General features: G+C 61.8%; 23 protein-coding genes and 1 tRNA gene. 10 read left to right on the top strand and 14 right to left on the bottom strand.

Annotated features, from left to right (window positions below):
* Positions 1–229: 229 nt before the first annotated feature.
* Positions 230–1,276 (bottom strand): LacI family DNA-binding transcriptional regulator, encoded by a 1,047-nt coding sequence (locus ACP2AV_RS01960; protein WP_426370971.1) that lies wholly within the window; start codon positions 1,274–1,276, stop codon positions 230–232.
* A 246-nt stretch (positions 1,277–1,522) separates the two neighbouring features.
* On the opposite strand from ACP2AV_RS01960, the gene ACP2AV_RS01965 reads away from it, so the two are divergent.
* Positions 1,523–1,599: transfer RNA gene (locus ACP2AV_RS01965), tRNA-Arg, on the top strand.
* Between the two features lie 62 nt (positions 1,600–1,661).
* Here the strand turns inward: ACP2AV_RS01965 and ACP2AV_RS01970 are convergent.
* The gene (locus ACP2AV_RS01970; RefSeq protein ID WP_426370972.1) at positions 1,662–2,390 is read right to left on the bottom strand and encodes an NAD-binding protein; all 729 of its coding nucleotides are present in this window, start codon (positions 2,388–2,390) and stop codon (positions 1,662–1,664) included.
* A 113-nt stretch (positions 2,391–2,503) separates the two neighbouring features.
* On the opposite strand from ACP2AV_RS01970, the gene ACP2AV_RS01975 reads away from it, so the two are divergent.
* Complete coding sequence (locus ACP2AV_RS01975; protein WP_426370973.1) at positions 2,504–3,007, top strand: hypothetical protein; 504 nt, start codon at positions 2,504–2,506, stop codon at positions 3,005–3,007.
* Positions 3,008–3,286: 279 nt separating this feature from the next.
* Here the strand turns inward: ACP2AV_RS01975 and ACP2AV_RS01980 are convergent, their stop codons facing one another.
* The 3 genes from ACP2AV_RS01980 to ACP2AV_RS01990 are packed head-to-tail and all read right to left on the bottom strand — an operon-like array spanning position 3,287 to position 5,562.
* Positions 3,287–4,210, bottom strand: a complete 924-nt coding sequence (locus ACP2AV_RS01980; RefSeq protein WP_426370974.1) for an IS1595 family transposase — start codon at positions 4,208–4,210, stop codon at positions 3,287–3,289.
* 3 nt (positions 4,211–4,213) lie between these two features.
* Positions 4,214–5,239 carry a cation:proton antiporter gene (locus ACP2AV_RS01985; RefSeq protein WP_426371343.1) on the bottom strand — a complete coding sequence of 342 codons (1,026 nt, stop codon included), beginning with the start codon at positions 5,237–5,239 and terminating at the stop codon, positions 4,214–4,216.
* A gap of 47 nt (positions 5,240–5,286) precedes the next feature.
* Positions 5,287–5,562, bottom strand: coding sequence for a helix-turn-helix domain-containing protein (locus ACP2AV_RS01990; RefSeq protein WP_426370975.1), 276 nt, complete (start codon positions 5,560–5,562; stop codon positions 5,287–5,289).
* A gap of 149 nt (positions 5,563–5,711) precedes the next feature.
* On the opposite strand from ACP2AV_RS01990, the gene ACP2AV_RS01995 reads away from it, so the two are divergent.
* Positions 5,712–6,572 (top strand): universal stress protein, encoded by an 861-nt coding sequence (locus tag ACP2AV_RS01995; protein ID WP_426370976.1) that lies wholly within the window; start codon positions 5,712–5,714, stop codon positions 6,570–6,572.
* Between the two features lie 167 nt (positions 6,573–6,739).
* Here the strand turns inward: ACP2AV_RS01995 and ACP2AV_RS02000 are convergent, their stop codons facing one another.
* Together ACP2AV_RS02000 and ACP2AV_RS02005 are read right to left on the bottom strand one after the other, a co-directional pair.
* Positions 6,740–7,660 (bottom strand): HNH endonuclease, encoded by a 921-nt coding sequence (locus ACP2AV_RS02000; protein ID WP_426370977.1) that lies wholly within the window; start codon positions 7,658–7,660, stop codon positions 6,740–6,742.
* Positions 7,661–7,855: 195 nt separating this feature from the next.
* On the bottom strand, positions 7,856–8,146 hold the full coding sequence (locus tag ACP2AV_RS02005) for a hypothetical protein (protein WP_426370978.1): 291 nt from the start codon (positions 8,144–8,146) through the stop codon (positions 7,856–7,858).
* Positions 8,147–8,389: 243 nt separating this feature from the next.
* Here ACP2AV_RS02005 and sbnA point away from each other — a divergent pair, with 243 nt between their 5' ends.
* The 5 genes from sbnA to ACP2AV_RS02030 all read left to right on the top strand — a co-directional run bounded on the left by sbnA (position 8,390) and on the right by ACP2AV_RS02030 (position 15,342).
* Complete coding sequence (gene sbnA / locus ACP2AV_RS02010) at positions 8,390–9,430, top strand: 2,3-diaminopropionate biosynthesis protein SbnA (protein WP_426370979.1); 1,041 nt, start codon at positions 8,390–8,392, stop codon at positions 9,428–9,430.
* Positions 9,427–11,079, top strand: coding sequence for an FAD/NAD(P)-binding protein (locus ACP2AV_RS02015; RefSeq protein WP_426370980.1), 1,653 nt, complete (start codon positions 9,427–9,429; stop codon positions 11,077–11,079). Before sbnA ends, ACP2AV_RS02015 begins: the two co-directional genes overlap by 4 nt.
* Positions 11,076–12,512 (top strand): Y4yA family PLP-dependent enzyme, encoded by a 1,437-nt coding sequence (locus ACP2AV_RS02020; protein ID WP_426370981.1) that lies wholly within the window; start codon positions 11,076–11,078, stop codon positions 12,510–12,512. The genes ACP2AV_RS02015 and ACP2AV_RS02020 overlap by 4 nt, the downstream gene beginning before the upstream one ends.
* Positions 12,513–12,571: 59 nt before the next feature.
* On the top strand, positions 12,572–14,629 hold the full coding sequence (locus ACP2AV_RS02025) for a catalase (protein ID WP_426370982.1): 2,058 nt from the start codon (positions 12,572–12,574) through the stop codon (positions 14,627–14,629).
* Between the two features lie 185 nt (positions 14,630–14,814).
* The gene (locus ACP2AV_RS02030; protein ID WP_426370983.1) at positions 14,815–15,342 is read left to right on the top strand and encodes a DUF421 domain-containing protein; all 528 of its coding nucleotides are present in this window, start codon (positions 14,815–14,817) and stop codon (positions 15,340–15,342) included.
* 255 nt (positions 15,343–15,597) lie between these two features.
* Here ACP2AV_RS02030 and arfB read toward each other — a convergent pair whose 3' ends face one another.
* The 6 genes from arfB to ACP2AV_RS02060 form a co-directional block, all read right to left on the bottom strand.
* Positions 15,598–16,017 (bottom strand): alternative ribosome rescue aminoacyl-tRNA hydrolase ArfB, encoded by a 420-nt coding sequence (gene arfB / locus ACP2AV_RS02035; protein WP_426370984.1) that lies wholly within the window; start codon positions 16,015–16,017, stop codon positions 15,598–15,600.
* 429 nt (positions 16,018–16,446) lie between these two features.
* Positions 16,447–17,085, bottom strand: a complete 639-nt coding sequence (locus ACP2AV_RS02040) for a queuosine precursor transporter (RefSeq protein ID WP_426370985.1) — start codon at positions 17,083–17,085, stop codon at positions 16,447–16,449.
* Between the two features lie 82 nt (positions 17,086–17,167).
* Positions 17,168–18,073 carry an esterase-like activity of phytase family protein gene (locus tag ACP2AV_RS02045; protein WP_426370986.1) on the bottom strand — a complete coding sequence of 302 codons (906 nt, stop codon included), beginning with the start codon at positions 18,071–18,073 and terminating at the stop codon, positions 17,168–17,170.
* Complete coding sequence (gene mepA, locus ACP2AV_RS02050) at positions 18,046–18,939, bottom strand: penicillin-insensitive murein endopeptidase (protein ID WP_426370987.1); 894 nt, start codon at positions 18,937–18,939, stop codon at positions 18,046–18,048. Before mepA ends, ACP2AV_RS02045 begins: the two co-directional genes overlap by 28 nt.
* A complete protein-coding gene (locus tag ACP2AV_RS02055; protein ID WP_426370988.1) occupies positions 18,912–20,306 on the bottom strand; it encodes an MFS transporter in 1,395 nt (464 codons plus the stop codon). Before ACP2AV_RS02055 ends, mepA begins: the two co-directional genes overlap by 28 nt.
* Positions 20,307–20,364: 58 nt before the next feature.
* Complete coding sequence (locus ACP2AV_RS02060; RefSeq protein WP_426370989.1) at positions 20,365–20,910, bottom strand: acyl-CoA thioesterase; 546 nt, start codon at positions 20,908–20,910, stop codon at positions 20,365–20,367.
* 133 nt (positions 20,911–21,043) lie between these two features.
* Here ACP2AV_RS02060 and ACP2AV_RS02065 point away from each other — a divergent pair, with 133 nt between their 5' ends.
* Both ACP2AV_RS02065 and recQ read left to right on the top strand, forming a co-directional pair.
* Complete coding sequence (locus ACP2AV_RS02065) at positions 21,044–21,331, top strand: YggT family protein (protein WP_426370990.1); 288 nt, start codon at positions 21,044–21,046, stop codon at positions 21,329–21,331.
* Positions 21,332–21,417: 86 nt separating this feature from the next.
* A complete protein-coding gene (gene recQ, locus ACP2AV_RS02070) occupies positions 21,418–23,463 on the top strand; it encodes a DNA helicase RecQ (RefSeq protein ID WP_426370991.1) in 2,046 nt (681 codons plus the stop codon).
* 3 nt (positions 23,464–23,466) lie between these two features.
* On the opposite strand, the gene ACP2AV_RS02075 is transcribed toward recQ, so the two are convergent.
* On the bottom strand, positions 23,467–26,199 hold the full coding sequence (locus tag ACP2AV_RS02075) for an ATP-binding protein (protein WP_426370992.1): 2,733 nt from the start codon (positions 26,197–26,199) through the stop codon (positions 23,467–23,469).
* Between the last annotated feature and the right edge of the window lie 52 nt (positions 26,200–26,251).

The raw sequence follows: 26,251 nt of genomic DNA on the forward strand, positions 1-26,251 counted from the left end.
CAGGGAATTGGCCGATCCTTGTGACCGCAGGTTTGGCCATGGCCAAGGCGGACGCGTCATGTCGTCATCACCAGCTTCGCCAATGCTCAGACCGTATGCGCTCAGGGTCCGCCACAAAGGGATTCACTATGAAAACGACCAACGGCAAAAAGTGTCACCGAGACCGCCAAAAGAATGCCAGCCCCACACCAACCCGGCCCGCGATGGTGCGCGTCGGGCGGCCCGGCGGCTATTTCTTCAGTCGTTTCAGGGTATCGCCAAAGCTGATCTGCGGCGTCAGGACGATCTTTTCGCCGGCCGCGTTTTCGGCACCTTCTGAGACGCGTTTGGCAATGATGTCAGCTGCGGCGCGCCCGATTTCGGTCCGGCAGGCATCCATCGTGGCCAGCTGGCGCGGCAGACCATCCAGCAGTTCAACCCCGTTAAAGCCGGCCAGGCCAATCTGCCCGGGCACGTCGATGCCGTTGTCCAGGCAATATAACAATCCACCAGCGCCAATCATGTCGTTCGAATAATACAGGAAATCCAGATCCGGCGTGCGTTTCAGCATCGCTTCGGTCATTTCCCGCCCCTTGGCCAGGGCCGATCCGCCCGAGTAAAATTCTTGATCCGCGATTTCCAGGCCCGCCTTGGCAAGGCCCTGGGTGAACCCTTCGAACCGTTTGCGGGCGCGGTGATCCAAGGGCATCTTTGTGCCCAGAAAGCCGATCCGCTTGTAGCGGGCGCTGACGATTGCGCGGGCCATTTCGGCGCCCGCGCGCCGGTGGGAAATACCCACCACACTGTCGATCGCTTCGCCGTCGGTATCCATGATTTCCACCACGGGAATTCCGGCCGCGCGCAGCATCGCCTTTGATGCATCCGAATGCTCAAGCCCCGCGATGATAACGCCGGACGGGCGCCACGACAGCATTTCATACAGCACTTTTTCTTCGCGTTCAGGCTTGTAGTTTGTCACACCGACCACCGGCTGAAGCGGGCTGTCATCCAACACGTCCGAAATGCCCATCATGACTTCGGGAAACACCATGTTGGACAGCGACGGAATGATGACGGCCACCAGGTTGACGCGTTGCGAGGCCAAGGCCCCGGCGATCTTGTTTGGCACATAGCCCAGATCTTTGGCCGTTTCCAGAACGCGGCTGCGCGTGGCTTCGGACACTTCGCCCCGGTTGCGCAATACACGGCTGACCGTCATTTCACTGACCCCGGACGCTTCTGACACGTCACGGAGCGTTAGGGGGCGGCGTGGCGGCGGAGTTGTTTCTTGGCTCAAGTCAATGGTCCTTACGGGGGTCCCTGCGGGTCACTCAAGCCGATGTTACCGCCAAACATTTCCTTGTCCAGCCAATAACGCCGCAAAATGTTATCGCTAACGGGCGCGGCCGGGGTTGGACGTTCTGTCGTTTGCCCAAGCCCGCCCCCTCGGTGGGCCAACTGCCGGGGTCAACTTGTCCGCGCCCGCTTGGATTTCCATTGGTTGCCATAGGGACGTTTCCGGGGCAAAAAGGCGCTGGTTCAAGGCCCCGTGGCTCAACTGGATAGAGCAGCCCCCTCCTAAGGGGCAGGTTGTTGGTTCGAATCCAACCGGGGTCACCAAAACCGCCCGAAGTTTTGGCTTGTCTACAGGGCCGTGCGTCAAAGCGGCGAACCCTGTCCGCTCACGTTTCCTGTTTCTGCTCGGTGTCGATGGGCGGTATCTCGGTTCGGGCTTCCTCGGGTGCACCGCAGAGCAGATCGACAGCGCGGTCGGCGGCGTCCTGAAACGGTTCCAGCACCATGTCAGCGCCTGAGGCGAGCAAATCCTGGGTGTCAACGGAATGGTGCGATGCCACCGCCAAACGCCCCGAAAACCCGGCCATCCGCGTCAGCTGAATCAGCGTTGTGCGCGTATCTTCATGGCTGAGACCCGAGGGATGGATCGGAATGGTCGACACGATCCAGTCGGTGCGCGCAAGCGGAAGCTCGGCCACGAATTCGGGATCGGTGGCATCGCCGAACCGGGTTTCAAGCCCAAGCTCGCGCCAGCGCCGTATCGCCAGCGGGTTGAAATCGACCCCCAGCACCCGGATGCCCCGTTTCTTCAGCCGCATCCCGATCGCGGTGCCAAAACGCCCCAGCCCGAATATGACAACCGTGTAGCCGTTGTCGTAATGCGCGCCGGCCTCGGGCGGCTCGCGCGGGGTGGCTTTGCGCTCGAAGATGGCCAGAAATGGCTCGAAAATCGCATAGAGTTGATGCGAATAGGTGATCATGTAGGTCGAGGCCGCGATGGTCACCAGCCCGACCATTGTGACCAGGCCAAGCGCGTCCTGTTGAACATGGCCAAGAGAAACCCCCATCGCCACAAAGATCAGTGAAAATTCGCGGGGTGTATCCCCTTGACGCAAGTTGAATATTTGCTGCTTGTTAACGTGACTTCCATCAACCGTCTCGGCTTGCGCTTGACGGACCCCCCATCAAGCAGGCATAAGGGGTTCACATCAAAGAGGTCCGATTCGTCATGCCGCAGACACTTCGAGATTTTATCAACGCCCGTGAAGGCGAGGTCAAAGCGCAAATCAAGGCGCTAAATGATGAGTTGCGTGAACTCCGCGCCGCTAGATCTGCCATTGACGGAGGTTCCGCACCGGGTGCGGACAGGACGACTTCAGGACGCATGACGCACCGGGATATGATTGTCGCCGTTCTTGACGAACGCCCAGAAGGCGGCACATCTGACAAGGTGATAGAGTGGATCAGGGAAAAGTTTGACACGGAAATCCCACAAGCCAGCATGTCGTCTCAATTGTCTCGGGCAAAGTCAGACGGCGCAGTGAGTCTTGATATGTCAACAAAGACCTGGCGGTCTGCAAAGCATTCTGAGGCAAGCGGTGGCCTGCCATCCGCAACGCCTCAACACGAGAATTCAGGGTCCGCAGGCCTTGAAGAAATGAAGGCCGAAGATGCTCCCAGCATCTTCGGCCTTCGTAAACCTCAACCAAGCCCATCCAAGGCGCAGGATTAAGGAGTATCCCTATGTGGCAAGCCGTCTTAATACGTCAGGGCCGTTGATCAAGAAATCCGGCTAAAGCCGAAAGGCGGATCGGGTTGGCGCTGCGGTGCCTTCCCGATTTTTCTATGCTACACTTGATTGTAAGTCAAGAATCTTGGAGCGAATCCAGTATGTTATCTTTGCGCGAAGCGGTAGAAAGCGGGCGTTTACAAGAGTTTATCGCCCAAGAGGAGGCACGTGGCGTCCTGCCAATCAGCGAGGCGGAATTTGAAACCACCGCCTCGACTGTGATCAGAACGCCGCCACAAGGCGATCAAACATCAGGTTCGCTTCCCCGCGATGGTTCGCGCGGAAAGTGAATTCGTCCAGATACTTGCGCATGTGCTGCTGGCTGATTGAAACGTGGGTGCCACGGATCGAATGCTTGAAGTGACGCCAGAACGATTCAACGTGGTTCGTGTGATGCAGGGTGTCGGTTTCAGCATCGTAAACCGCCCATTCCTTCGCGCCATGCTTGACCGCCACATGCGCATAGCCATGCTCTTTCAGTAAGCGGTAGCTGTAGAGTTCGTCGGTCGAGACAGTTGCGCCAGCCTCAACGGTCTTAAGCGTTTCGGCGCGAAGGGTTTTCAGCTTCACGTCCGGAATGATCTCAGTCACCAGACGCCCACCACGCGCTTTGAAGCCCATCACAATGGTCTTTCCTGCTGCGCCACGACCACGCTTGCCGGGGCGCTTGCCGCCAACATAGGCTTCATCAATTTCGACGTGCCCTTGCAGCATGGCTTTCAGATCGTGCTTGTCCATTTGCTCACGGATTTTGTGGCCGATCCGCCAAGCGGTTTTATAGGTGACGCCAAGCTGGCGCTGGAGTTCTTTGCCGCTCACTCCGTGGCGGCTGGTGACGAAAAGGTAGATTGCATAGAACCAGACTTGCAGCGGGGTGCGGGTGTCTTGAAAAATCGTGCCCGCTGTTGGGTAGACGTGATCCCCGCACGAGGCACAGGCCCACGCGCGGCGTGCACTGCCTTCTTTGTTGCGCTTATCTGCCGATCCGATCCGGTGGAAAGTGCTTTTAACACCACAAGCGCGGCAAGTGTGGCGCTCACCAAAGCGGACGTTGAAGATGTGCTCAAGGCACGCTTCATCATCCGGGAAGCGCTTGAAGAAGTCGCGGACGCTAAAGTCGGGGGATGCTGATTTACTCTTTTCCATGCATCATAGATAGCAATTCAGCTTACTTGCGTCAAGGGGATACACCCCAAATTCGCTGATCTGGGCCACCGTCAGGCCTGCAAGAAAGCCCGTGCGCTTGCGATAGCCCATCGCCCCCATGATCGCCAACACGATCAGCGGGTTGCCAATAAGCACGAAGAGCGAGAACACGATTGCGCCGGTGACATGCGTCCCAAGCAGCGACAAATCCAGCGCCGAGCCCAGGGAAATGAAAAAGAACAGCAACAGAAAGTCGCGCAAGGGGGCCAGCCGCGCCGCGATGGTTTCGCGGTAGGGGGTCGACGCAAGCGCGACACCCGCCAGCAGGCCGCCGACCTCTTTGCCCAGCCCGACGATATCGCCAAATGCCGCGAACATTGACGCCATGGAAATGGCAAAAATCACCAGAAGCTCCGGCGCGCGCGCCAGTCGTTCGGTCAACGGATTGGCAACATAGCGCACAAAGAAAACGACCACGGCCACCATCGCAACGCCCGAGCTCAGCGCAATGGGCACCGATCCCCCGCCATGGGCGCTGCCCGCGCCTGCAGCGCCGATTCCGATTGCGGACAGCACGATCATCGCAAGCACGACGACAAGGTCCTGAACGATCAGGAAGCCCAGCGCGATCTGACCATGCAGGCTGTCAATTTCGCGTTTGTCGGACAAAAGCTTGACGATGATGATGGTCGAAGAAAAAGTCAGCGCCACGGCGACATAAAGGCTGGTGGTGTTCCCCAGCCCAAGGACGCGCCCGATCAGATAACCGAAAATCGATGTGAACGCGACCTGACCAAGCCCGGTCAGCAATGACACCGCGCCAAGCGATCGGATAAGCTTTACGTCAAGCTTGATGCCGACCAGAAACAGCAGCACGGCGATCCCCAGCTCGGACAGCAGGTCGATCTGTTCGTCAGAGTGGACAACATCAAGCGCCGACGGTCCGGCGATCAGTCCGACGGCGATAAAGCTGACGATCAAGGGCTGGCGCAACAGCAGACCGACCAGGCCAATGCCCGCAGCCAGCACCAAAAGAACCGCAACCTCGGCGAAGGGCGTGTGGAGCAGGGTATCTATTATGTCTTGATATCGCGCTCACAGGGGCCGCCTTGGCTGGCGTCGTCCTCTTGCGCCCCATCCTCTTGCGCCCCATCCTCTTGCACCGTGGTGTCTTTCACGCGCGTTGAATGGCTGCAAAGAAACGCGTCCAGATCGCTGTCGGCGATGCGCCATCCCTTGCCAATCGCGATGGCGCGCAACTGGCCATCTTTGATCCAGCCCCTGACCGAAGCTTCGTTCACTTTCAGCATGTCAGCGACCTCTTTCACTGTTTGATACTGTTCGCGTGTCATCGCAGTTACCCGTGCAGTTACCCGTATGATGCTGTATAGTACAGTATAGCGAAGTTGGGTGTATTTGAATTGATTTGGGTCAATGCAGATTACAGGCGACGTGGTTGAATGGAAGGCATCAGGATCGATGCTGCGAGCAGGAGAGTGACATGAAAAAAATCATGCTGGCGACTGACTTTTCCGAGAGGTCTGATCGTGCGCTTCGCCGTGCGACATTGCTCGCGCAGCAGTTCGATGCAGCCCTGTCGATCGTTCACGTCGTCGACGATGATCAGCCACGGCGCATCGTTGAAAGCGAAAGCGCCGCAGCCGCTGACCTGTTGCGACAGTTGCAAAAAACCGTGCAGTCGGTTGACGGGCTGGACTGCGACACCCGTGTCGTGCTGGCCGACGCCTTCGTCGGCATCGCGCGCGCAGTGGCAGACGATGCGCCGGATCTTCTGGTTGTCGGCCCGCATCGCCGCCAAGCCTTGCGCGATGTGTTCGTCGGCACCACCGCGGAACGGACCATCCGCGCGGTGGACTGTCCTGTGCTCATGGTGAATTCACCGCCCGTAGGCCCTTATCGGCATGTGATGCTGGCCACGGACCTTACCGCAGGGTCCCAGCGCGCTGCAAAAGTCTGCGTTGATCTGGGTTTGACCAACAACGTCGATTTTTCCTTTCTGCATGTCTATGACGCCCCGGCGACGCGACTGACCATGAGCCATACCGTCCGCGCGGAAGACAGAGAGGCCTATCTTGAAGGCCAGCGCAACGAAGCGGCCAAGAACCTTGCGCAATTCGTGCGCGAAACAAGCGTGCGCTCGCCGCGTCAGTTGGTTCGTTTCGCGCTACATGCGCCAGCGCAAGAGATCCTGAGCGCCGCGAAAGACGAAGCGGCCGGGCTTGTCGTTCTGGGAACCGAGGGCCGGGAAGGTGTGGCAAAGTTCTTTTTGGGAAGCGTCGCCGAGGCTGTGCTGCGCATGGCCGACCGCGACGTGCTTGCGGTGCCGCCGGCGTCGGCATAACGCACCGTTTTGGGTTTGGCGCCAAGCGCAGCGCGCCCGCGTGGGCGATGATTGGATCGCTGACGCTGGGTACATCACACTGGGCGCATATTGGTGGGCAATCGCGTGTTCCAGCCACGGGCCCAGCCGTAAGCCGCGCGTTCCTGCAGCGCCCGTTTCCTCGGGCGTTAGTGTTTGAAACAGTTTTCCCGGTGCCAGGTAACGAATTGCGCCCTTGGCCGGTTCGCCAGACGTTCGGGCGCCAGCAGCTTTCCCGAAGGATTGATCATCGCCCTCACGGCGTCCAGATCGTTGCTTTGCCGCGACACCAGAATGGAAAGATCATCGTCCAAGCCAACCAGCCCCCGGTCAAACATCCAGTGCGCGGTTCCAGATAACGCCAGCCCATTGCTCACGATGTCTGGGCCGTCATGTTCCACCGGCCTGATATGGGCGGCCTCAACCTCGGCGCGCCCACCGCCGTTGATCAGGCGCAGTCCCGTTATCGCGCACCGTTCGCCATATGCTCGCAGGACATTCTTTCTGAAATTGCGGTCGCGCACCGCGCGGTTGGTCAATTGGTTGACCCGGTCCCGCACCGTGACATGCTGAAAGGGCACCTGCGAATCCTGGAAACCAGGCATCTGGTCTGTCTGACCAGGCATCTGTTCTGTCTGATCCACGCGGGGCAGAAAATCATCGTCTCGTCCAAGTCCGCGTTCGACAATCCGGGCGAAATCCTCTGCCGAAAGTGGCCGCACCGCAGCCTGCGCACGACCCGAGATATTCCCAAGATCGTTCAACACGCCCCGCTCGACGATGCCATCAGTATCGCGGAATGGAACCGGGTCGCCAAAATCGAGATAGGTTCCCGGTTCGATGACAGCCAAATGCATGTCCGCGTGGCGCGGGTCTGCGATGATCTCTTGCACCTTGGCGACAGCAAAGTAGCCCTTGGTGTTTTTCACCTTGGTTGGTTCCAGATAAACGATCCAGTCGCCGACACATTGTTGCACCCGTGACAGGTACATCTTGGGGAACTGATATCGTTCCGATGGGACATCATCGTAGATCGAATCTGTTCGGTGAATGAATACGCCGAATGTCACGTCAGATGGGCTCCTGTGCGGGCAGGGTGCAGCAAAGTCTCAAACGCATCGAACAAGTCCCGGCAGTGATGACGTGCCGTGAAACGTGCTTTGGTGCATTGTTTCCCCGCTTATAGCGCAATCCGCGGGTGCACGTCATCATCGCTCATGTCTTGCGCGATGCCGCGTGTTTGCGACCTGCGTCGGCGATCGCGTTCAGGTGTCACTTTTGACCCAGATATCATCTGCGCCGAGGCGCTGATTGCGCAGGGGTTTGATCTGCTTGACGGCGGCCCGGTCATGGGCGGCGCAGATCGCTTTGGTGGCCACCCGCGGCGCGGCATCTTTCACGTTGACCCGATCAGCCAGAGTGGTGTGCGCCGGAATCCCGCCGGGGCCGAAGGGAACTTTTGGCCGGTTTGGCTGTTCTTTGAATACGGTCGAACAGACCGGCACGCGTATCACCCTGATCTTTTGTAAAAGGTAACTGTTTATGGACTCGCTCATTCGCCCGGTTTCGCGCCTTTGGCCCCAAGGCCGCGTTTGTGTGGGTCAGATCAGTCGGGCGCTCGGCGCCGTTACATGTGGGGCGGGGCCCGCGAACACACACAGATACCTGCGCATTGTTGCGGGCAAGACGGCCCGCGTGGCGCCCGGTACGTTCACTGCGTTCAGTGTGCCCGGCGCGCTGCGTGCCATTGCCCCGACGATAGCAGAGCGCACGGATTCCTGCTGCGAAAGGGGAACATCATGAACGTTCGAACACGTCTCGATTTTACCAAATTTACGCCCGCGCCGCGCATTGCGGACAATATTCTGGATCTGGTCGGACAGACCCCGATGGTTCGCCTCCACCGCTATCTTGACGTCGCCGACGTCAATCTGCTGGCCAAGGTGGAAGCGTTGAACCCCGGTGGCAGCGCCAAGGATCGGCCCGCCCGCCACATGATCGAACGCGCCCTGGAAAACGGGCGGCTATCGCCGGGGGATACGGTGGTGGAATCGTCTTCGGGCAACATGGGCATCGGGCTGGCACAGGCCTGCGCGGTCCATGGGCTGAAATTCATCTGCGTCGTCGATCCCAACGCTCAGGCACAGAATGTCGCGATCATCCGCGCGCTGGGCGGCCAGATCGACCTGGTCGAAACCGCCCTGAACGGGGATTTCCTTGCCGCGCGTCTTGAACGGGTGTCGCAACTGCTGCGCGAGGCGCCGGATCGGTTCTGGCCGAACCAATACGCGAACCTGGACAATCCCGCATCGCACCAGGCGGGAACCATTGCGGAAATCGATCAGGCCCTGCCCGGCAAGATCGATTATCTCTTCGTGGCCTGTTCCAGCACCGGCACGGCAAGGGGCTGCCGGGACTACCTGCACAAGGCGGGCCGCCACACCAAGGTCATCGCGGTCGATGCGCAAGGCAGCACGCTGTTCGACGGCACCGCCGGCCCGCGCAAGATTTCCGGCATGGGGGCAGGGCGTTTGCCCGACCTGGCCAAGGGGCAACGTTTCGACGACGTGATCCGCGTGCCCGATATCGCCTGTGTCGCAGGGTGCCGGCGTGCGGTGGCGCGCGAAGGGTTTCTTGTCGGCGGCTCTGGTGGCGGCGTGCTGGAAGCGGTGCGCGCGATGCAAGACACCCTTCGCGGCAAGACCGTCGTCGCGATCATCCACGATTCCGGATCACGGTATCTGGGCACGGTATTCGACAGTGACTGGGTGGAACGTGAATTGGGCGTGTCAGAACCCCAGGTGCTGGCGCTGGCCGGATTGGACGCGCCCGCAGCATGACGAAACCGAAGAGAACCACCGTTAAAACCACCGTTAAAACCATCGTGAATACCACGGTAAAGAACACTGTGAAAACCATCGCGATTGTCGGGTGCGGGCCCAAGGGCCTTTACTCCTTGGACAGCCTGTTGCGCGCGGCGCGTTGCGCGCCGTCGATCACGCTTGATGTCCATATATATGAGCCCGCGCCCCATCCCGGCGCGGGCCCGATCTATGATCCCGATCAACCCCCTGTTCTGGTCATGAACTTTCCCGCCCGTCTGATCGATGCGTGGGTTGACGGACACGGCCCGGATCTGCGCGCATGGCTGAAACAGACCGGCAAGATCGCAGGCGCGGGCGATTTTGTGCCCCGCGCCGTGGTGGGCCAGTATCTGGCATGGTGTTTTGACCGGGTTGTCGCCGGCGCGCCGCCCAACGTTCGCCTGACACGTCACCCGGCCCGGGTCACCGGCCTGCGCCAGGTCGCCAAGGGGTGGCGGCTGTCACCGGGCACCATCATCGCCGACGAAGTGCTTGTCACAACCGGCCATCAGGATTGGACCCGCACGACCCATGCAGGCGCGACCCATACTGGCGCGGCGCAGACCATCGCGTCGCCGTTTCCGATTGACCGCGCGCTGAGCAAGGCTGCCGTTGCGCCCGGCGCCTGGGTGCAATGCAAGGGCTTTGCCCTGACCTTCATCGACACGGTGTTGGCCCTGACCGAAGGACGGGGCGGGGTGTTCACCCAAACCGGCGATACCTACAGTTACGCGCCCAGCGGCGATGAGCCAGCCGTGATCGCCCCCTACAGCCGCACCGCCCGCCCGATGCGGCCCAAGGTTGACCCGGATCGGTTTGTTCCGCCGCAAGGCCCGGGGTTCTGGGATGCGCGGATTGGCGATTTCGAAAAGATTGCCGCGCAGCCCGGCGCGACCTTCAGCGCCGATATTTGGCCCGCCGTGCTGCGGATCGCCGACAGCGCGCTGGCACGTACGCCCGGGTCGGCTGCGGCATTCTTTGCCGATAGGAGCGGGCGCGTTTTTGGCCCCGAAGACAGTCGCGCTGACTTGCGCAAAGGCTACGCCGTGGCGGTCGGGGCCAGCGCGCCAGACATCTGCTGGGCGCTGGGCGAGGCATGGCGCCAGTGCTATGCGCCGCTTGTGCAATGGATCAGCCACCGCGATCTGTCTGCGCGCGACGCGGCCCTGTTCCCCCTGATTGCCGGCGAAATGGAGCGGCTGGCATTTGGCCCACCGGCGCGCAACATCGGCAAATTGATCTGTCTGGAATCGGCCGGCCTGGTCAGCTTGCAGCATCTGTCCGGCACCGTGCCAGGCGATCTTTCCCCGCCGGTGATTTCCATAGACGCCACGATTCCGCCGGCGGGCGCTGCGGAACTATCCGAACCGCTGGCCGGTTTGCTGCGCGACGGGTGTATCAGCGTTGGGGCCTTGGGGGGCGTCGTCGTGAATGACCGCGCGCAGGCGCTTGTCGATGGCACCGTCACCCCCGGTCTGTCGATCATCGGGCGCGCGTGCGAAGGCAGCGTGTTGGGCAATGACACCCTGTCGCGCAGCTTGCACGATCATCCGGCGCGGTGGGCGGCCCATGTCACCGGCGCACCTGCCAATGCGCAAAGCCCGGCGATGGAGCAATCCGCATGAGCCGCTCGTCGCCCATCTTTGCCTATTGCCACGGAATTGTCCCGCTGCGCCCCCGGCTTGAGAGTTGGATGGTGGATCTGATCGCGGATCAACCCCGCTTGCACGCGCTTGCCGACGACTTCGGGGCACCGCTCAACATCCAGTCTGACGCCCCGTTTCGCCGCAACGCTGGCGCGCTGGCCGATTGTGTGGGCGAATTCGACATTCCCTTCCTGCCGATGTTCGCGCGCAAGGCCAACAAATGCCTGACGTACGTGGACACAGCGCGCGACACCGGCATGGGCATCGACACCGCCAGCCACGCCGAAGTTGAACAATGCCTGGCGCGGGGCGTTCCCGGTCACCGCATCGTGTGCACCGCAGCCGTCAAGGACCGCGCGCTGATGGCCCTGTGCGCCAAGGGCGGGGTGACTGTCATCCTGGACAATACCGACGAGGTCGCATTGCTGGAAGATGTGGCGCGCGACAGCGGCACGGACGTGTCCGTTGGCTTGCGCATGAACGGGTTCATCCGCGATGGCGTGCCGCTCTATTCCCGGTTCGGAATGCCATTGGCTGAAATCCCGGCACTGGCCGCGCGGTTGGCGAAATCGCCGCGACTGCGCCTGGACGGTCTGCATTTTCATCTGAATGGGTACAAGGCCGAAGATCGCATCGCTGCCATCACACAGATCCTGCCCCTGATTGGCGAAGTTCGCGGTGTGGACCAGGGCGATTTCTTTGTCGATATCGGCGGCGGCATTCCGATGAATTACCTGGACGATCCGAACCAGTGGGACCGCTGGGTATCGGAACTGGACGGCGCGCTTGCGGGCGCGCGCGATCCGATCACGCAGCACAACGATGGTCTGGGGCGAACCCTGGGGCCCGATGGCCCCAGCGGCGCCGTCGATAGCTATCCGGTGGCGCAAACCTTGGTCCAAACCGCCTGGATGCGCCGCATCTTGCAGGCCTCGGACGGGCAAAAGACGATTGCCCAGCGGTTGCGCGATGCAGGTGTATCGCTGCGGTGCGAACCCGGGCGGTCCCTGTTGGACGGGTGCGGCATGACCATCGCGCGGGTCGCCTTTTGCAAGACCGACAGCATCGGATCGCATGTCATCGGGGTGCAGATGAACCGCACCCAATCGCGCTCGGGCTTTGCCGAATTCGCGCTGGACCCGGTGATGGTGCCCGGCAATGCGCCCCGGGGCGCGGCGATCCAGGGGTATCTTGCCGGCACATATTGCACCGAAAGCGAATGGCTGACGCGGCGCAAGATGGTCTTTGCGCACGGCGTGCGGGCGGGGGATCTGATGGTTTTTCCCAATACGGCGGGATACCTGATGCATTTTCTGGAAAGCCGGTCGCACCAGTTCCCGCTGGCCCGCAATGTCTTTGTGACACCGGACCGGACCGCGCCAGCCAGGCTCGACGACATAGAAATCACCTGACCTGCGAAACCAACTGACCTGCGCAACGGGCGCAGGCAATGACGAACGGGAGACACGATATGACGAAGCCAGACATCAACGAACGCGGCGTGCCGCACCAAAAAGCCAGCGCGCGCGATGACACCATGACAACCGCCCAGGGCGCGCCCATAGCCGACGATCAGAATTCGTTGAAGGCGGGGCCGCGCGGGCCGGTTTTGCTGGATGATCACATCATGCGCGAAAAGATCTTTCATTTCGATCACGAACGCATCCCCGAACGCGTGGTGCATGCGCGCGGCTATGGCGTGCACGGCCATTTCGAACTGAAAAAGGCGATTCCCGAATTGTCCTGCGCCGACATCTTCCAACGCGAGGGCGAAAAGACACCGCTCTTCACGCGCTTTTCCACCGTTGCCGGCAACAAGGGATCCTTTGATGTCGCCCGCGACGTGCGCGGCTTTGCGGTCAAATTTTACACCAAGGAAGGCAACTGGGATCTTGTCGGCAACAACATGCCCGTTTTCTTCATTCAGGACGCAATCAAGTTCCCCGACCTGATCCATTCCGTCAAACCCGCCCCGGACCGCGGCTTTCCGCAAGCCCAGAGCGCGCATGACAACTTCTGGGACTTCGTATCGCTGTCGCCTGAATCGGTGCATATGACGGTCTGGCAAATGTCCGATCGCGCCATTCCCCGGTCGTTCCGCTTTATGGAAGGGTTCGGCGTGCACACCTTCCGCCTGGTGAACGCCGAGGGCAAATCCCATTTCGTGAAATTCCACTGGAAACCGAAACAGGGGCTGCAATCGGTCGTCTGGAACGAGGCGCTGAAGATCAACGGCGCCGACCCGGACTTTCACCGCCGCGACATGTGGGATGCGATCGACGCGGGCGACTACCCGCAATGGGATCTGGGCATCCAGGTCTTTGACGACGATTTCGCCGACAAGTTCGAATTCGACGTGCTCGACGCCACCAAGCTGATCCCCGAAGAACAGGTGCCCGTGCAGATCATCGGCACCATGACGCTGGACAACAACGTCGAAAACTTCTTTGCCGAAACCGAACAGGTGGCCTTTTGCACGCAAAACATCGTGCGCGGCATAGACTTTACCAATGACCCGCTGCTTCAGGGGCGCAACTTTTCCTATCTGGACACACAGACAAAACGGCTGGGCGGGCCGAACTTTACCCATATCCCCATCAACGCCCCGAAATGCCCGATGCACAATTTCCAGCAAGATGGCCATATGGCGATGCACAACCCCAAGGGCCGTGCAAATTATGAACCCAACAGCTGGGGCGACGACGGCGGACCGCGCGAAAACCCCGACATCGGCTTCACCAGCTACCCCGACCCTGTGCAGGGCGAACGCCAGCGCACGCGCTCGGAAACCTTTGCCGATCACTATAGCCAGGCCCGGCAATTCTGGATCAGCCAGACCGAGGTTGAGCAACAGCACATCATCGCCGCCTACACGTTCGAACTGTCCAAATGTGACCACGAAAAGATCAGGTTGCGGATGCTGAGCCACCTGATGAATGTGCATGACGATCTGGCCAACGGGGTGGCCAAGGGGCTGGGGGTGACGGACATGCCCCAGGCCGCCACGCCAGCGCGCAAGCCGATCACCGATCTGCCGCCCTCTGACGCGTTGAGCATCCTCAAGAACGGGCCGGAAAACTTTGCCGGGCGCAAGCTGGGCCTTTATGTGACGGACGGCGCCGACGCAGATCTGGTCACGCGAATCGAAACCGAATTTACCAATGCCGGCGCCATGGTGGCGATCGTCGCGCCGCATATCTTTGGCGCAACCCTGTCCGACGGCACGACCAGGGCGGCAGACGAAAAGATCGATGGCGGCCCATCGGTGCTGTTCGATGCGGTGGCGCTGGTATTTTCGCAAGAGCAAGGCAGCAAGCTGGCCGCCGACAAACCATCGCAGGATTTTGTCAGCGATGCCTTTGCCCATGCCAAGTTCATCGCCTGGACCGACGCCGCCATGCCGCTGTTCAAATCCACCGGGATCGCCGACAAGATCGACGATGGCATGATGAAGATCGACGCGGGCACTGTCGCCGATTTCCTGAAAACCTGCGCCAAGTTGCGGTTCTGGGATAGAACGGCGGCGTGATCCGGGGCGGCGCCGCGCCCTGTCCAAGCTGTGCGCCCGGCGAATGGGCCACGCGGCGCTAACCACTTATGCGCACTGGGCGCGCGCGGGCCGTCGGGCACGATGCCTTTCGCCGCCCCCACGTCATCGGGATCGCCGGGTTCGGTTTCGATGTCACACGCAATTCTTGCAGCAAGGATCCAGTCATGATTTTTGAATATACGCCGCTCGATATACTCGCCCGCGGCATCGTGCTTTCGACGGTTGCGGTCTTCTGGGTGATTTTCGTCGTCCGTATTATCGGCCTGCGGGCGTTCTCGAAGATGACCGCTTTTGACTTCGTCGTCACCGTCGCGACCGGGTCGATCCTGGCTGGCGCCTGTCAGGCATCGTCATGGGACGGGTTCTTTCAGTCGTTGGTTGCGATCGCGTCTTTGTTGTCTGTTCAGTACGTCGTCGCGCGGGTGCGCAAGTCATCCGACAGGTTCGAAGCGGTGGTGCAGAATTCGCCCGTGCTGTTGATGCGCGACGGCATGATCGTGCAAGAGGCCCTGGCCGCGACCCGCGTGGCCGAGGCCGATCTGATCGCAAAGCTGCGCGAAGCCAACGTCTTGGAAATGTCCAGCGTGGCGGCGGTTGTGCTTGAAACCACGGGCGACATTTCCGTGCTGCACGGGGGCAATTTGCAGGACCGGATTTTGTTCGGGGTGGTCGATGTTGCTGGCGGTGATTGACGCCGACATTTGAAGCCACCGATTGACCCCGACATTTGACGCCGACATTTGCCACGGGGGCGACCGGACCCTCAGTCATCCAATGCCCGGGCTGGCGGCTCTAGCCGCCCTGCCATCACCCTGTCACAACCCGGTCGCCCTGCGCTTGGCCGTGGGTGATCCGCCTTGGCGGATGATCCCGTTTCTCAGGGCCGGTTCAGCCGCGCCGCGCAGCGCCCGCCCAAAAGACCCCGCCCAAAAGACCAGGCGCAGCGCCTATCCCTTTTCCCAGCCCCGCAGCGCCTTTACCTCGCCGCGCGCCTTCTTGGCGTCCAGCCGTTTGCGCTTTTGGTTTTTCGACACTTTCGTGGGCACCCGCCGCTTGGGCGCCACCAGCGCCTTGCGCACCAGATCGGCCAGCCGGTCGCGCGCGATTTCGCGGTTGCGGGCCTGGTGGCGGGTTTCGTCCACCTGGATCACCAGCGCCCCGTCCTTGGTCCAACGCCGCCCCGCCAGCCGCTTCAGCCGCCGTTTCACCGCATCGGACAGGGTGGGCGAGCGTTCGGCCTCGAAGCGCAGTTCGACCGCGCTCGCCACCTTGTTCACGTTCTGCCCGCCCGGACCTGACGATCGCACGAACTGCTCGGTCAGCTCCCATTCGGCGATCTCTATCTGAGTGTTGATGCGCAGCCCCACGCCGCCCTCCGGTTTCTTTTGTTCCGCCCGTATCGCGCGGGCATAGCGCGGCGACTGGCCCCGATTTAGGGCCCCGATCCACCCGCACCTTGCCATACATTCTGCCATACATCTGTCCGACGCGCAGCAGACGTACAGCAGACATATCGCAGACGTCTTGCCGACGCATAGCCGGCACTGCGCCGACACCTTGAAACGCCACAACGAAAAGGGCTGCCCAGATACGGCAGCCCTTCGAGATCATAGGGAGATGGGCCAGTTAGGTATGCCCAATCAAGAGTGTTTAGCCATCAGGTTTGCCCTCAGGCCACGGCCCTCCCGACTGTCTTGACACCTCTCTCCAACATCGTCTCTGACACTGGACCACCTCCTTTCAATGCGTTGCCGATGACTTCATGGTGGCACAGATTTGGTATATGGCAAGTAAAATTACGCAACCGGTGGCGTCAGCTGCCTAACAATCAGGCGGAACGGCACCAGGGCGATCAAAGCAAGGGCAAGTTTGACACCCCAGTCGGCCACCGCCAGCGTGACCCACAGCGGCATATCGGGGCCAGTCAGCAAAAACGGCGCATTATCGCGGGCCCACATGACCTCATCATTCGCGGCGACCGAAAAGCCCGGCACAAAGGCGGCAAAGGCGATGGTAAAGAAGATCGCCGTGTCCAAAGCCGATCCCACGATCGACGACACGAAGGGCGCTTTCCACCAGCTGCCCTCGCGCAAGCGATTGAAAACAAAGACATCCGTCATCTGGGCAATCAGAAAGGCGATGCCCGATCCCACCGCCACGCGAAGCGCCACCGCTTGATAGCTATAGCCATCCCCCTGCAGCGTGATCTGCGATCCGATCAGCGAACAGATCACACCCACGGCAAAGCCCGCGAAGATCACCTTGCGCGCCGGCCCGGCGCCATAGACGCGGTTCATCACGTCGGTGACAAGAAACGCCAACGGATAGGTAAAGGCGCCCCAGGTGAGCAGCCCGTCGAGAATAAGGAATTGAACAAGGATGTTCGAGGCCACCACGACAGCGGCCATGGCGACAACGCCAGAAAGAATACGCATGGATCGGTTCCGTTTTTGCAAGGTTGCGGAGACTTGGCCCGAAGGCGCGCGCTCTTTACCGCCGATCGGGGCGGCGCGCAAGTCAGTCGCTCAGAACATATTCGACGATTTCATTGGCAAGAAAGGGTTTGAAATTGTCATCCGCAATCAGTGTCAGACGGATTTTCGCGCCGTCCTGCGACACCGCGATGCCTTCCAGATCCCCATGCGTGCCCAACGACGTTTCAAGCACGGTCTCTTCGTTCGTGACCTGTCCGTCCTGGATGGTGAACCGGCGTACACGGCTGGCGAAGGTGATCAGAACGTTGAACCGTTCCAGCAGGTACAGCTTGCCATCGGGGCCGAAATCAGCGCCCACGGCCAGAAAATCGCCATCGCGGCGCAGCGAAAAGGGCTGGTCCCAAGTGCCGTTGCGATACCGCCACACCGGGAAAGGGCGCGTCAATTCCCCCGAGCGTTCGGGCAAGGTATAAAGGCTGCCGTCATCGTCGATCGCCAATGCCTCAAGCGACGAATTGAGCTGTAGATCCGCAAAGGCGGCCGGTTGGTCAAACGGGGCCGACGCCCCGAACGGATCGGGGTAGGCGGTGACACGGTGCCGGCCCTCGAACGATACGTAAACGCCGCCCGCGCCGTCGACGGCAATGCCCTCAGCGTCGGTATAATAGCGCGGCAGCGGGGCGCCCTTTTGGTCGCGCAGCGGGGCGAATGTCAGCACCTCGGCCCCGGTCAGGGCGGCCCCGGTTCGCAGCAGGCGACCGTGTAGGATGCTCCCCCGGTCCGACGATGCGTAAAACGTGCCGTCGGGGGCGAAATCTATCGACGAAAAGCCGCCGAACCCGCGCTGTCCCGGCAGCGCAAGCTGTGCCCGCCCCGCCGGTTCAGCCGTCTGTGCCCACAAGGGCGCAACGCCAAGTGCCAGCCCGAGAGCCACACCGAGCGCCCAACCTGATACCCCACTTAGCGCGAGGACAATACGTTTGAGCATTGGCGCGGCAGGTCGGCAAGGGTCAGCTCACGACGCGGTATGGGTTTGGGGGCATTGGGGTCGCGCGGTTTCGGGGGCGGCGGGTTGAGGATATTGCGCACCCAGTCCTGCGCATCGGCGCAGCCATCGCCGGGGGGCGGCGGGGCCTGTTCGACACAGTTGCGCGCGCCGGCCGGGCATTTCAGGCGCACATGGAAATGATAGTGGTGTCCCCACCACGGCCGGATCTTGCGCAGCCAGCTGCGATCGCCGGTCTCGTCCTTGCACATCTGCACCTTGGCGCCGGGAAAGACAAAGATACGGGCCACAGCCGGATCGCTGGCCGCAGCCTTGAGTAACTGGTGATGCTGGCGTGTCCAGTTGTCATTCACATAGGCCCCGTTGGCGCGGCGCAATGAAATCGACGAGATTTTCTCGCGTTCGGCGACCCCCAGGTCCAGCCGTTTCGCCGGCAACATCCAGATGTCGGCATCCAGCCCGATCTGGTGTGATCTGTGCCCGGTCAGCATCGGCCCGCCGCGCGGCTGGCTGAGATCGCCGATATACAGACCCTCCCAGCCGGGCAGGCGCGCGGCCTTGGCCGACAGGCGCTGCAGGTAGGCGATCAGTTCGGGCTGGCCCCAGTTGCGGTTGCGCGACAGGCGCATGGCCTGCCATGTGGGCCCGGTTTCGGGCAGCTGCGTCGCCCCGGCCTGACAGCCCTTGGCATAGCCGCCCAGCGGCGCGGCGCTCTGCGCCGAGGCATTGCGTTCGGCGCCAAACAGTTGCTTGGCCGGCTGTGTGCTGCTGCTGGAAACGGTTGCCTGATGCGGGGTGCACGAGGCCAGCAAGACCGCGCTCAGGAAGGCTGCAAATCTGGAGACCATGATTGCTGGGATTCCCCTTGTGGTTTTACCCACACTAGCAAAACCAGCCCAAGAAGAAAGAGCGGGATCAGCGGCGACACCCCGATGCGCGCGCTGCCGGTCGCTGCGGTAACAATGCCGATCAGGGCCGGCGCGATAAAGGCGGTCGCCCGGCCCGACAGCCCGTACAGGCCAAATTCCTCGGTTGAACGGTCGGCGTCTGTGTGCCGGGTCATCATCGACCGGCTGGCCGCTTGCAGCGTGCCGCCCATGCCGCCGATCAGCACGCCGCAGATGAAGAACACCGTGTCAGGCAGGGCCGATCCCGGCGCCAGGGTGACCCAAAAGAAGAACTCGCGCGACATAAAGACCACGGTGATGCAGACCCCGATCAGCACCAGGATGGCCGCGATGATCACCGGCTTGGGGCCGAACCGCTTGTCGGCCTTGCCGCCGATCCAGCTAAAGGCGGCCGCCGCGATGATCGACACGATGCCGAACACCCCGATCGACGTCAGTTCCCAATCCAGCACCAGCGTCGCATAGACCCCGCCAAAGCTGTATAGCCCGTTCAGCGCGTCGCGATAGAGCATCGAACCGCCCAGAAAGGCGGCCAGACTGCGGCGCCGGCCCAGGGATTTGATCGACCCCTTGAGCGACCGCATCGCCTGCCCGAAACTGCCGCCTTTGGCGCTTTTGTCCAGGTCTCGCACCCACAGGAAATAGGGGATCATGAATACCGCGTACCAGATTGCGACCAGCGGCCCGATGAACCGCGTGCCCTCGCGCGCGCTGGCGTCAAAACCAAAAGCGGGGGGGCGGTTCAACAACGTCAGCCCGTTGCCTTGCTCGACGAACAGCGCCAGCGCGATCATCAGCGCCACCAGACCGCCCAGATAGCCAAAGGCAAAGCCCGATCCAGAAATCTCGCCGATTTCGTCTTTCGCGCCCAACGTTGGCAGCTGCGCGTTGGTAAAGATCAGCGCGTATTCGGCGCCGACAAAGCCCAGCCCGAACGCGGCCAGCATGAACCACATGTTGCTGCCCGCCGGATCGGTGAACCAAAGCGCGCCCGCGCCCACGATATACATCACCGAAAAGGCCACGATCCAGGGGATGCGCCTGCCGGCGGTATCGGCCAACGCGCCCATGACGGGCGCCCCGATTCCGATGATCAGGCCGGTCAGGGTCAGGCACAGCGACCACGCGCTTTGCGCCCGCGCATCGGCCACCAGATCGCTATATCCCTGCGACATGAAGTATTGCGCGGCAACGGCGGCAAAAAACGGGCCGAAAACGAACGTGACAAGGCTGGTGTGATAGGGCTGGCTGGCCCAATCGAAAAAGAACCATCCCCAGATCCGTTTGCGCGCACTCGGCTCAGCCATTTGTTCCTCCGCCCTTGTAGAGGTGACTTAAGCCTTCCCGTTGCGCGCAAGGCAACCGTTAATCGGCAGCGCGCCGTTCGGGGGGCCAGGGGCGGGCCGTTTCGGCAGCGATCCATGCGTTGACCCAATCGGGCAGGGCGGGGCCGGCCGGATCGACCCCCAGTTCGCGCGTCAGAACATCAGTGCTGACGATCCCGTCCTTGCCTGCCACGGCGACGCGATACACCGCCTCGTTCGCGCAATCGCCGTTTTTCTTCCAGATTGTCTGGTGCACATAGATGAATCGGCCGTCCCAGCCCATAAAATGGCTTTCGACCGTAAACCGTTCAAAGGCCCGAATGCGGCGGCGATAGCGCACGACCACCCCGGCCATGGCGATTGTCCAGTTGTTGCGCGCTGTCACCTTCCAAATCCCCGAACGGATGAACAGGGGAACACGCGCCAGATCCAGCAGCGTCAGGGTGCGGCCGTTGTTCAGTTCGACCGCCATATCCAGATCCCACGGCCAGCACATATGTGTCGACACATGCACATCGCCAATCGCGAGCGGGGGCGATTTACGGAACTTCAGGATTTCTTTGGTAAGTCGAATGAATGGGAACATGGCGCCGATGTCGCCGCGTCGCAAAATGACGTCAACCGGGACGTTGCGGCACGACGTTGCGGCAAAGCGGCCCTTGCGCGGGGCGGGGGCAATCCATAAATAGCGCAGATCGAAATGAACCAGGGCTTTGCCAATGTTATCACTGATCCAGATCCTGTTAATGATCCTCGGGGTCGTGAAATTCGTGATGATCGTCCACATCATCATGAGCTGGCTGATCAATTTCCAGGTGCTGAACCTGCGCCAGCCGCTGGTGTACCAGATCTGGCAGGCGCTCAATGCCCTGCTCGAACCGATCTATTCGCGCATTCGCCGCATCCTGCCCCCGATGGGTGGGCTGGACCTGGCCCCGCTGCTGGCCTTCATCGGCATCTACGCGATCGAAATTATCATTCGCAACAACGTGGGCTATTTCATGTGAACCGGCGCGCCTTGGGCCTTGCCTGAGGCGCCCGCATGTGGGAGTCGTCGGACAACAAGAAGCAGTCCAACAACACCCGCAGGCCCATGGCATCCGCCCGTGACCTTCTGAAATCCGTTTTCGGGTACGATGATTTTCGTCCCGGCCAGGCCGAGATCGTCACCGCGGTCGCGTCCGGTGAAAACGTGCTGGCCATCATGCCGACAGGCGGGGGCAAATCGCTGTGCTTCCAGTTGCCGGCGCTGATGCGCGGCGGGGTGACGGTGGTGATTTCGCCGCTGATTGCGCTGATGCGCGATCAGGTGCGCGCGCTGCGCGAAGCGGGGGTTGCGGCCTATGCGCTGAACTCGGGCAACACCGAAGAAGAAGCCGGCGAAGTGTTCGCAGCGTTAGAGCGTGGCGATGTGCGCCTGCTGTACATGGCGCCCGAGCGGCTGGCCTCGGGCGGGACGTTGTCCTTGCTCCGCCGGATCGGCACGGGGCTGATCGCGGTTGACGAAGCGCATTGCGTCAGCCAGTGGGGGCATGATTTCCGCCCCGATTACCTGCGCATCGGCGATCTGCGCCGCGCGCTGGATGTGCCGCTGGCCGCCTTTACCGCCACCGCCGATGAGCGCACGCGCGAAGATATCGCAGCGCGGCTTTTCGACGGGCAGACGCCCACCGTTTTCCTCAAGGGGTTCGACCGGCCCAATATCCGGCTGGCCTTTGCGCCCAAGGATGGGCCGCGCCGCCAGATCATGGACTTCGCCGCCGCGCGCAAGGGCCAGTCGGGGATCGTCTATTGCGGCACACGCGCCAAGACCGAAACGCTGGCCAAGGCGCTGGATGACGCCGGGCATCCCGCTGTGGCTTATCACGCGGGCCTGGACCCGGACGTGCGCCGCCAGGTCGAAGCGCGCTTTCAGCGCGACGACGGGCTGATCGTTGTGGCGACGGTCGCATTCGGGATGGGCATCGACAAGCCGGACATTCGCTGGGTGGCACATGCCGACATGCCCAAGACAGTCGAAAGCTATTACCAGGAAATCGGGCGCGCCGGCCGCGACGGGGCTGCGGCGGATACGCTGACGCTCTATGGCGCCGATGACATCCGGTTCCGCCGCGCCCAGATCGACGAGAGCCCCGCCACGGCGGACCACCGCGCGGCCGAACACGCGCGTCTGAATGCGCTCTTGGGCCTGGCCGAAGCGCAGTCCTGCCGGCGCCAGTCCCTGCTGGCCTATTTTGGCGAACCCTCGGACCCCTGCGGCAATTGCGATCTGTGCGATACCCCGCCCGAGGTGTTCGACGGCACCGCCGCAGTGCGCAAGGCGCTGTCGGCCGCGCTGCGGACAGGCGAATCCTTTGGTGCGGGCCATCTGATCGACATTCTTCTGGGCAACCGCACCGACAAGGTGATACAGCGCCGCCACGACGATCTGCCGACCTTTGGGGTGGGGCAGGAATACGACCGGCGACAGTGGCAGGCGATTTTCCGGCAGATGATGGGGTTGGATCTGGTCCGACCCGATCCAACGCGGCACGGCGCGCTTGTGATGACCGACCCGGCCCGCCCGATCCTGCGGGGCGAGCAATCGATCACCCTGCGCCACGACACCGTGCGCCAAGCCGCGCGCGCTGCTGTGCGCCGGGTCAAGGCGCTGATCAGTGACGAAGACGCGCCGCTGTTGTCCGCGCTCAAGGCCAAGCGGCGGGCGCTGGCCGAGGCCGCGCGCGTCCCGGCCTATGTGATCTTCACCGACCGCACCCTGATCGAAATGGCCGAACGCAAACCTGCGACGCTGGACGACATGGCGCAGATATCCGGGGTGGGGGCCAAAAAGCTGGACCGATATGGGGCCGGTTTCCTCGAGGTGATAAACGGCGCACCCGCCATGCAGCAGCATCCAAGCCGCCGGGCCTTGGCGGGGCGACCGGCCGGAACGCTTTATGATGCCTTGATGGACGCGCAGCGCACGCTGGCGCGGGGGGCCTGCGGGACGCTCAAACCGATGACCTGCCCGCATGCCAAGATCGCGAAACTGGCCGAACTGAAACCCGGCGATATGGCCGGGATCGAACGGGTGCTGGGCGACAGGCGGGCCGAGAGGTTCGGCCCCCGGTTTCTTGAAATCCTGTCTGCAGACTGATCCCTAGGACGCTTCGGCGCCGGCAGCTTGGGCATCGGCGCTTTGGTCATTCTGCGCGCCGTCCCCCTGCGCGCCGTCCCCCATGGGGTCGGACCATGTCGCCGGTGGCAGATCGCCCGCGGGCGACGTTTCGGGCGCTGCTGGCTGATATGGCGCGTTGATGTTGCGCCCGCTGGAAAACAACGATGCGGCCAGGGCCGTCGGGTCAGCCGCCAGATCCAAGTCTTCGCACACCGCTGCGCATTCGTCAGGCCGCGCCGCTTCGATCCGTTCGACAATGGCCGCCTTTTTCAGCGGCTTGGTCAGGTAGTGGTCCAGCCCGGCGGACAGGATGTCCTGATCATCCCCGGCCATGGCATGCGCGGTCAATGCCACGATTGGCACGTGGCGCCCGGTCACCGCCTCAAGCTTGCGGATTTCCTGGGTCGCTTCCTTGCCATCGACCTCGGGCATCGAAATATCCATGAAAATCAGGTCAGGATCGAAGGAAACATAGCGCTGGATCGCCTCGGCGCCGTTGCTGGCGAAAACCAGATCGACGTTCATCTTCCTGATCAGCTTGCCAAGGACAAGCTGGTTGGTCTTGTTATCTTCGGCCGCCAGAATGCGCATTTTGCGCGGCTGCAGGACGATGTCGTCGCAGGCCAGTCCAGTGTCCTGGGCGTCTTGGGCGTTTGCGTCGGGCGTCTGCGGCGGCGTGTCGGCGCTGTCGGGCAGGTCAGCGAGCGGGGCAACCGGCACATCCGTTCCCGGATCTTCGGGCGCGCTGGGGGCATCGCCTGCCGGAGTGCTGTCCATTTCTGGCAACGCGCCCGCATCCGATCCGTTTTCCGCAAACCCGTCTTCCACCGCGGGTTGTTCCGCAGGACCGACTTTCGCAACCAAAGCTTCTGCAGCCACGTCTTCCGCAGGCACCTGTTCCGCGGGCGCATCGCCCGCAACGACGGGGGCGTCTGCGGCGTCGGCCAGATCGCGATGCGCGTGTGTCTCCGGTGCGTGGTCGTCTTGATCAGACGTGGCTGGGCGAGTCAAATCGCTGAGCGCCCAGAACAGATCGCGCCGCAGCAGCGGTTTTTGCAGCGTCCGCACCCCATCGATCGACAGTTTCGAAGCCGCTACCGGCCCGTTGGACATCACAACCACGACGACATCGTCCCGTATTGCGCGCAAGCTGGCGATCGTGTCTTTCAGCTGATCGCTCGGCAGATCAAGATCCAACAGGTACACGTCGGCTGGCGGCGCGTCGGCCAGCCCGTCCAGGTCGACACGGCTATCGACCGCGACGCCGACCCGTTCCATATGGCGGCACAGGATTTCGTTATGCGCAAGATGCGGATCGACGACCGTCACGCGATGCAGCCACGGCGGGACCGAGAGGATGTCTTCGTCGGCCTGGCTGTCGATCTCCATCGTGACATGCATCCCGAAACACGACCCCTGGCCCGGGGTGCTTTCGACCCAGATCTGGCCGCCCATCAGTTCGACCAGTTGCTTGGTGATCGACAGGCCCAACCCGGTGCCTTCGAACTTGCGGTTCCGTTCGTCTTCGACCTGATTGAAGGTGCCGAACACATGATCCAGCATGTTGTCTGGAATGCCGATGCCGGTGTCTTCGACCGAAATATGTACGCGCTCTTGGGACCCCTCACTATGGGGAACGCCCACCGCACGCACCAGAACATGCCCGGTTTCGGTGAATTTCACCGCGTTGCCGATCAGGTTCGTCAGGATCTGCCGCATGCGCCCGCTGTCGCCAATAAGGTGGCTGGGCAGGAACAGATCGAAATCGACGATCAGCTCGATGCCTTTTTCCTTGGCGTTGGGCTGCAACAGCATGGCGACTTCCTGGATGCATTTTTCCAGATCGAACGGCGCGGGATGCAGGTTCAGCTTTTCCGCTTCGATTTTTGAAAAATCCAGCACGTCGTTGATCAGGGTCAGCAATGCGTCGCCTGAATTCTGAATCGTGTCGACGTAGACTTTCTGTTCCTCGTCCAGTGGTGTTTCGCTCAGCAGCCCCGCCATGCCCATCATGCCGTTCATGGGCGTGCGCAGCTCATGGCTCATGTTGGCAAGGAAGGCGGACTTTGCGCGGTTGGCCGCTTCGGCGCGATTGCGCGCTTCCTTCAGTTCGCGCTCGTAGCGGATGCGATCCGTGATATCCAACCTGAGCGACACCGTGTCGCCGCCGCGCGAACGGCGATCGACAGATCGCATGAACCGCCCGTCCCAGAGCAGGAACGTGATCGGATCAGGCTGGGGCTCGTCCCAGCGGGCCAGAGCCTCATCCACCCATTGCTGCCGGGTCAATGTGCCGGTGTCGACGACGCCTTCTTCGGCCGCCAGGTTCAGAAGTTCCTGGTAGGTGATGAGACCCGGCTGGACCTGCTCCAGCCCGTCAAACGGTTCCAGATAGGCCTGGTTTGCAGCCACCAGAACGCAGTCTCTGTCGTAGACCGCAAAGCCGTCCTCAACCGTGTCAATCGAATCCCACAGCCGCCGCTCGGCGATGTCGCGCGAATGCGTGGCGCGCAGCAGATCCTCGCGCACCTGCGTGTTCACGCCTTTCAGTTCTTCGGCTTCTTCGCGCTTGACGATGACCTGATCGGACAATCGGCGCGCATGTTCAGACAGTTTCCGGTTTGCGCAATGCAATTCGGCCTGCTTCACCTCAAGCATCCGTTCGGCCGCCAGGCGCGCGCGCCGCTCTTGCGCCAAAATTTCTGTCAGGTCCATCCCCAGGGTCACTCCGTCCTTCGCAGGTGGTTTTTGTCACTGCGTTGGCGCG

The organism is Aliiroseovarius sp. PTFE2010 (genome assembly GCF_049943335.1).
In the GTDB taxonomy this organism is placed as follows: Bacteria; Pseudomonadota; Alphaproteobacteria; order Rhodobacterales; family Rhodobacteraceae; genus JBNFVY01.

Excerpts from the sequence above, each read along its gene's own strand:
- ACP2AV_RS02055 (WP_426370988.1), bottom strand. The coding sequence starts at position 20,306 with ATGGCTGAGCCGAGTGCGCGCAAACGGATCTGGGGATGGTTCTTTTTC.
- mepA (WP_426370987.1), bottom strand. The coding sequence starts at position 18,939 with ATGGTCTCCAGATTTGCAGCCTTCCTGAGCGCGGTCTTGCTGGCCTCG.
- ACP2AV_RS02060 (WP_426370989.1), bottom strand. The coding sequence starts at position 20,910 with ATGTTCCCATTCATTCGACTTACCAAAGAAATCCTGAAGTTCCGTAAA.
- ACP2AV_RS02045 (WP_426370986.1), bottom strand. The coding sequence starts at position 18,073 with ATGCTCAAACGTATTGTCCTCGCGCTAAGTGGGGTATCAGGTTGGGCG.
- ACP2AV_RS02040 (WP_426370985.1), bottom strand. The coding sequence starts at position 17,085 with ATGCGTATTCTTTCTGGCGTTGTCGCCATGGCCGCTGTCGTGGTGGCC.
- ACP2AV_RS02025 (WP_426370982.1), top strand. The coding sequence starts at position 12,572 with ATGACGAAGCCAGACATCAACGAACGCGGCGTGCCGCACCAAAAAGCC.
- ACP2AV_RS02005 (WP_426370978.1), bottom strand. The coding sequence starts at position 8,146 with ATGAGCGAGTCCATAAACAGTTACCTTTTACAAAAGATCAGGGTGATA.
- ACP2AV_RS01975 (WP_426370973.1), top strand. The coding sequence starts at position 2,504 with ATGCCGCAGACACTTCGAGATTTTATCAACGCCCGTGAAGGCGAGGTC.
- ACP2AV_RS02020 (WP_426370981.1), top strand. The coding sequence starts at position 11,076 with ATGAGCCGCTCGTCGCCCATCTTTGCCTATTGCCACGGAATTGTCCCG.
- ACP2AV_RS02015 (WP_426370980.1), top strand. The coding sequence starts at position 9,427 with ATGACGAAACCGAAGAGAACCACCGTTAAAACCACCGTTAAAACCATC.
- ACP2AV_RS02030 (WP_426370983.1), top strand. The coding sequence starts at position 14,815 with ATGATTTTTGAATATACGCCGCTCGATATACTCGCCCGCGGCATCGTG.
- ACP2AV_RS01995 (WP_426370976.1), top strand. The coding sequence starts at position 5,712 with ATGAAAAAAATCATGCTGGCGACTGACTTTTCCGAGAGGTCTGATCGT.
- recQ (WP_426370991.1), top strand. The coding sequence starts at position 21,418 with ATGGCATCCGCCCGTGACCTTCTGAAATCCGTTTTCGGGTACGATGAT.
- ACP2AV_RS01990 (WP_426370975.1), bottom strand. The coding sequence starts at position 5,562 with ATGACACGCGAACAGTATCAAACAGTGAAAGAGGTCGCTGACATGCTG.
- ACP2AV_RS01980 (WP_426370974.1), bottom strand. The coding sequence starts at position 4,210 with ATGGAAAAGAGTAAATCAGCATCCCCCGACTTTAGCGTCCGCGACTTC.
- ACP2AV_RS02065 (WP_426370990.1), top strand. The coding sequence starts at position 21,044 with ATGTTATCACTGATCCAGATCCTGTTAATGATCCTCGGGGTCGTGAAA.
- sbnA (WP_426370979.1), top strand. The coding sequence starts at position 8,390 with ATGAACGTTCGAACACGTCTCGATTTTACCAAATTTACGCCCGCGCCG.
- ACP2AV_RS02075 (WP_426370992.1), bottom strand. The coding sequence starts at position 26,199 with ATGGACCTGACAGAAATTTTGGCGCAAGAGCGGCGCGCGCGCCTGGCG.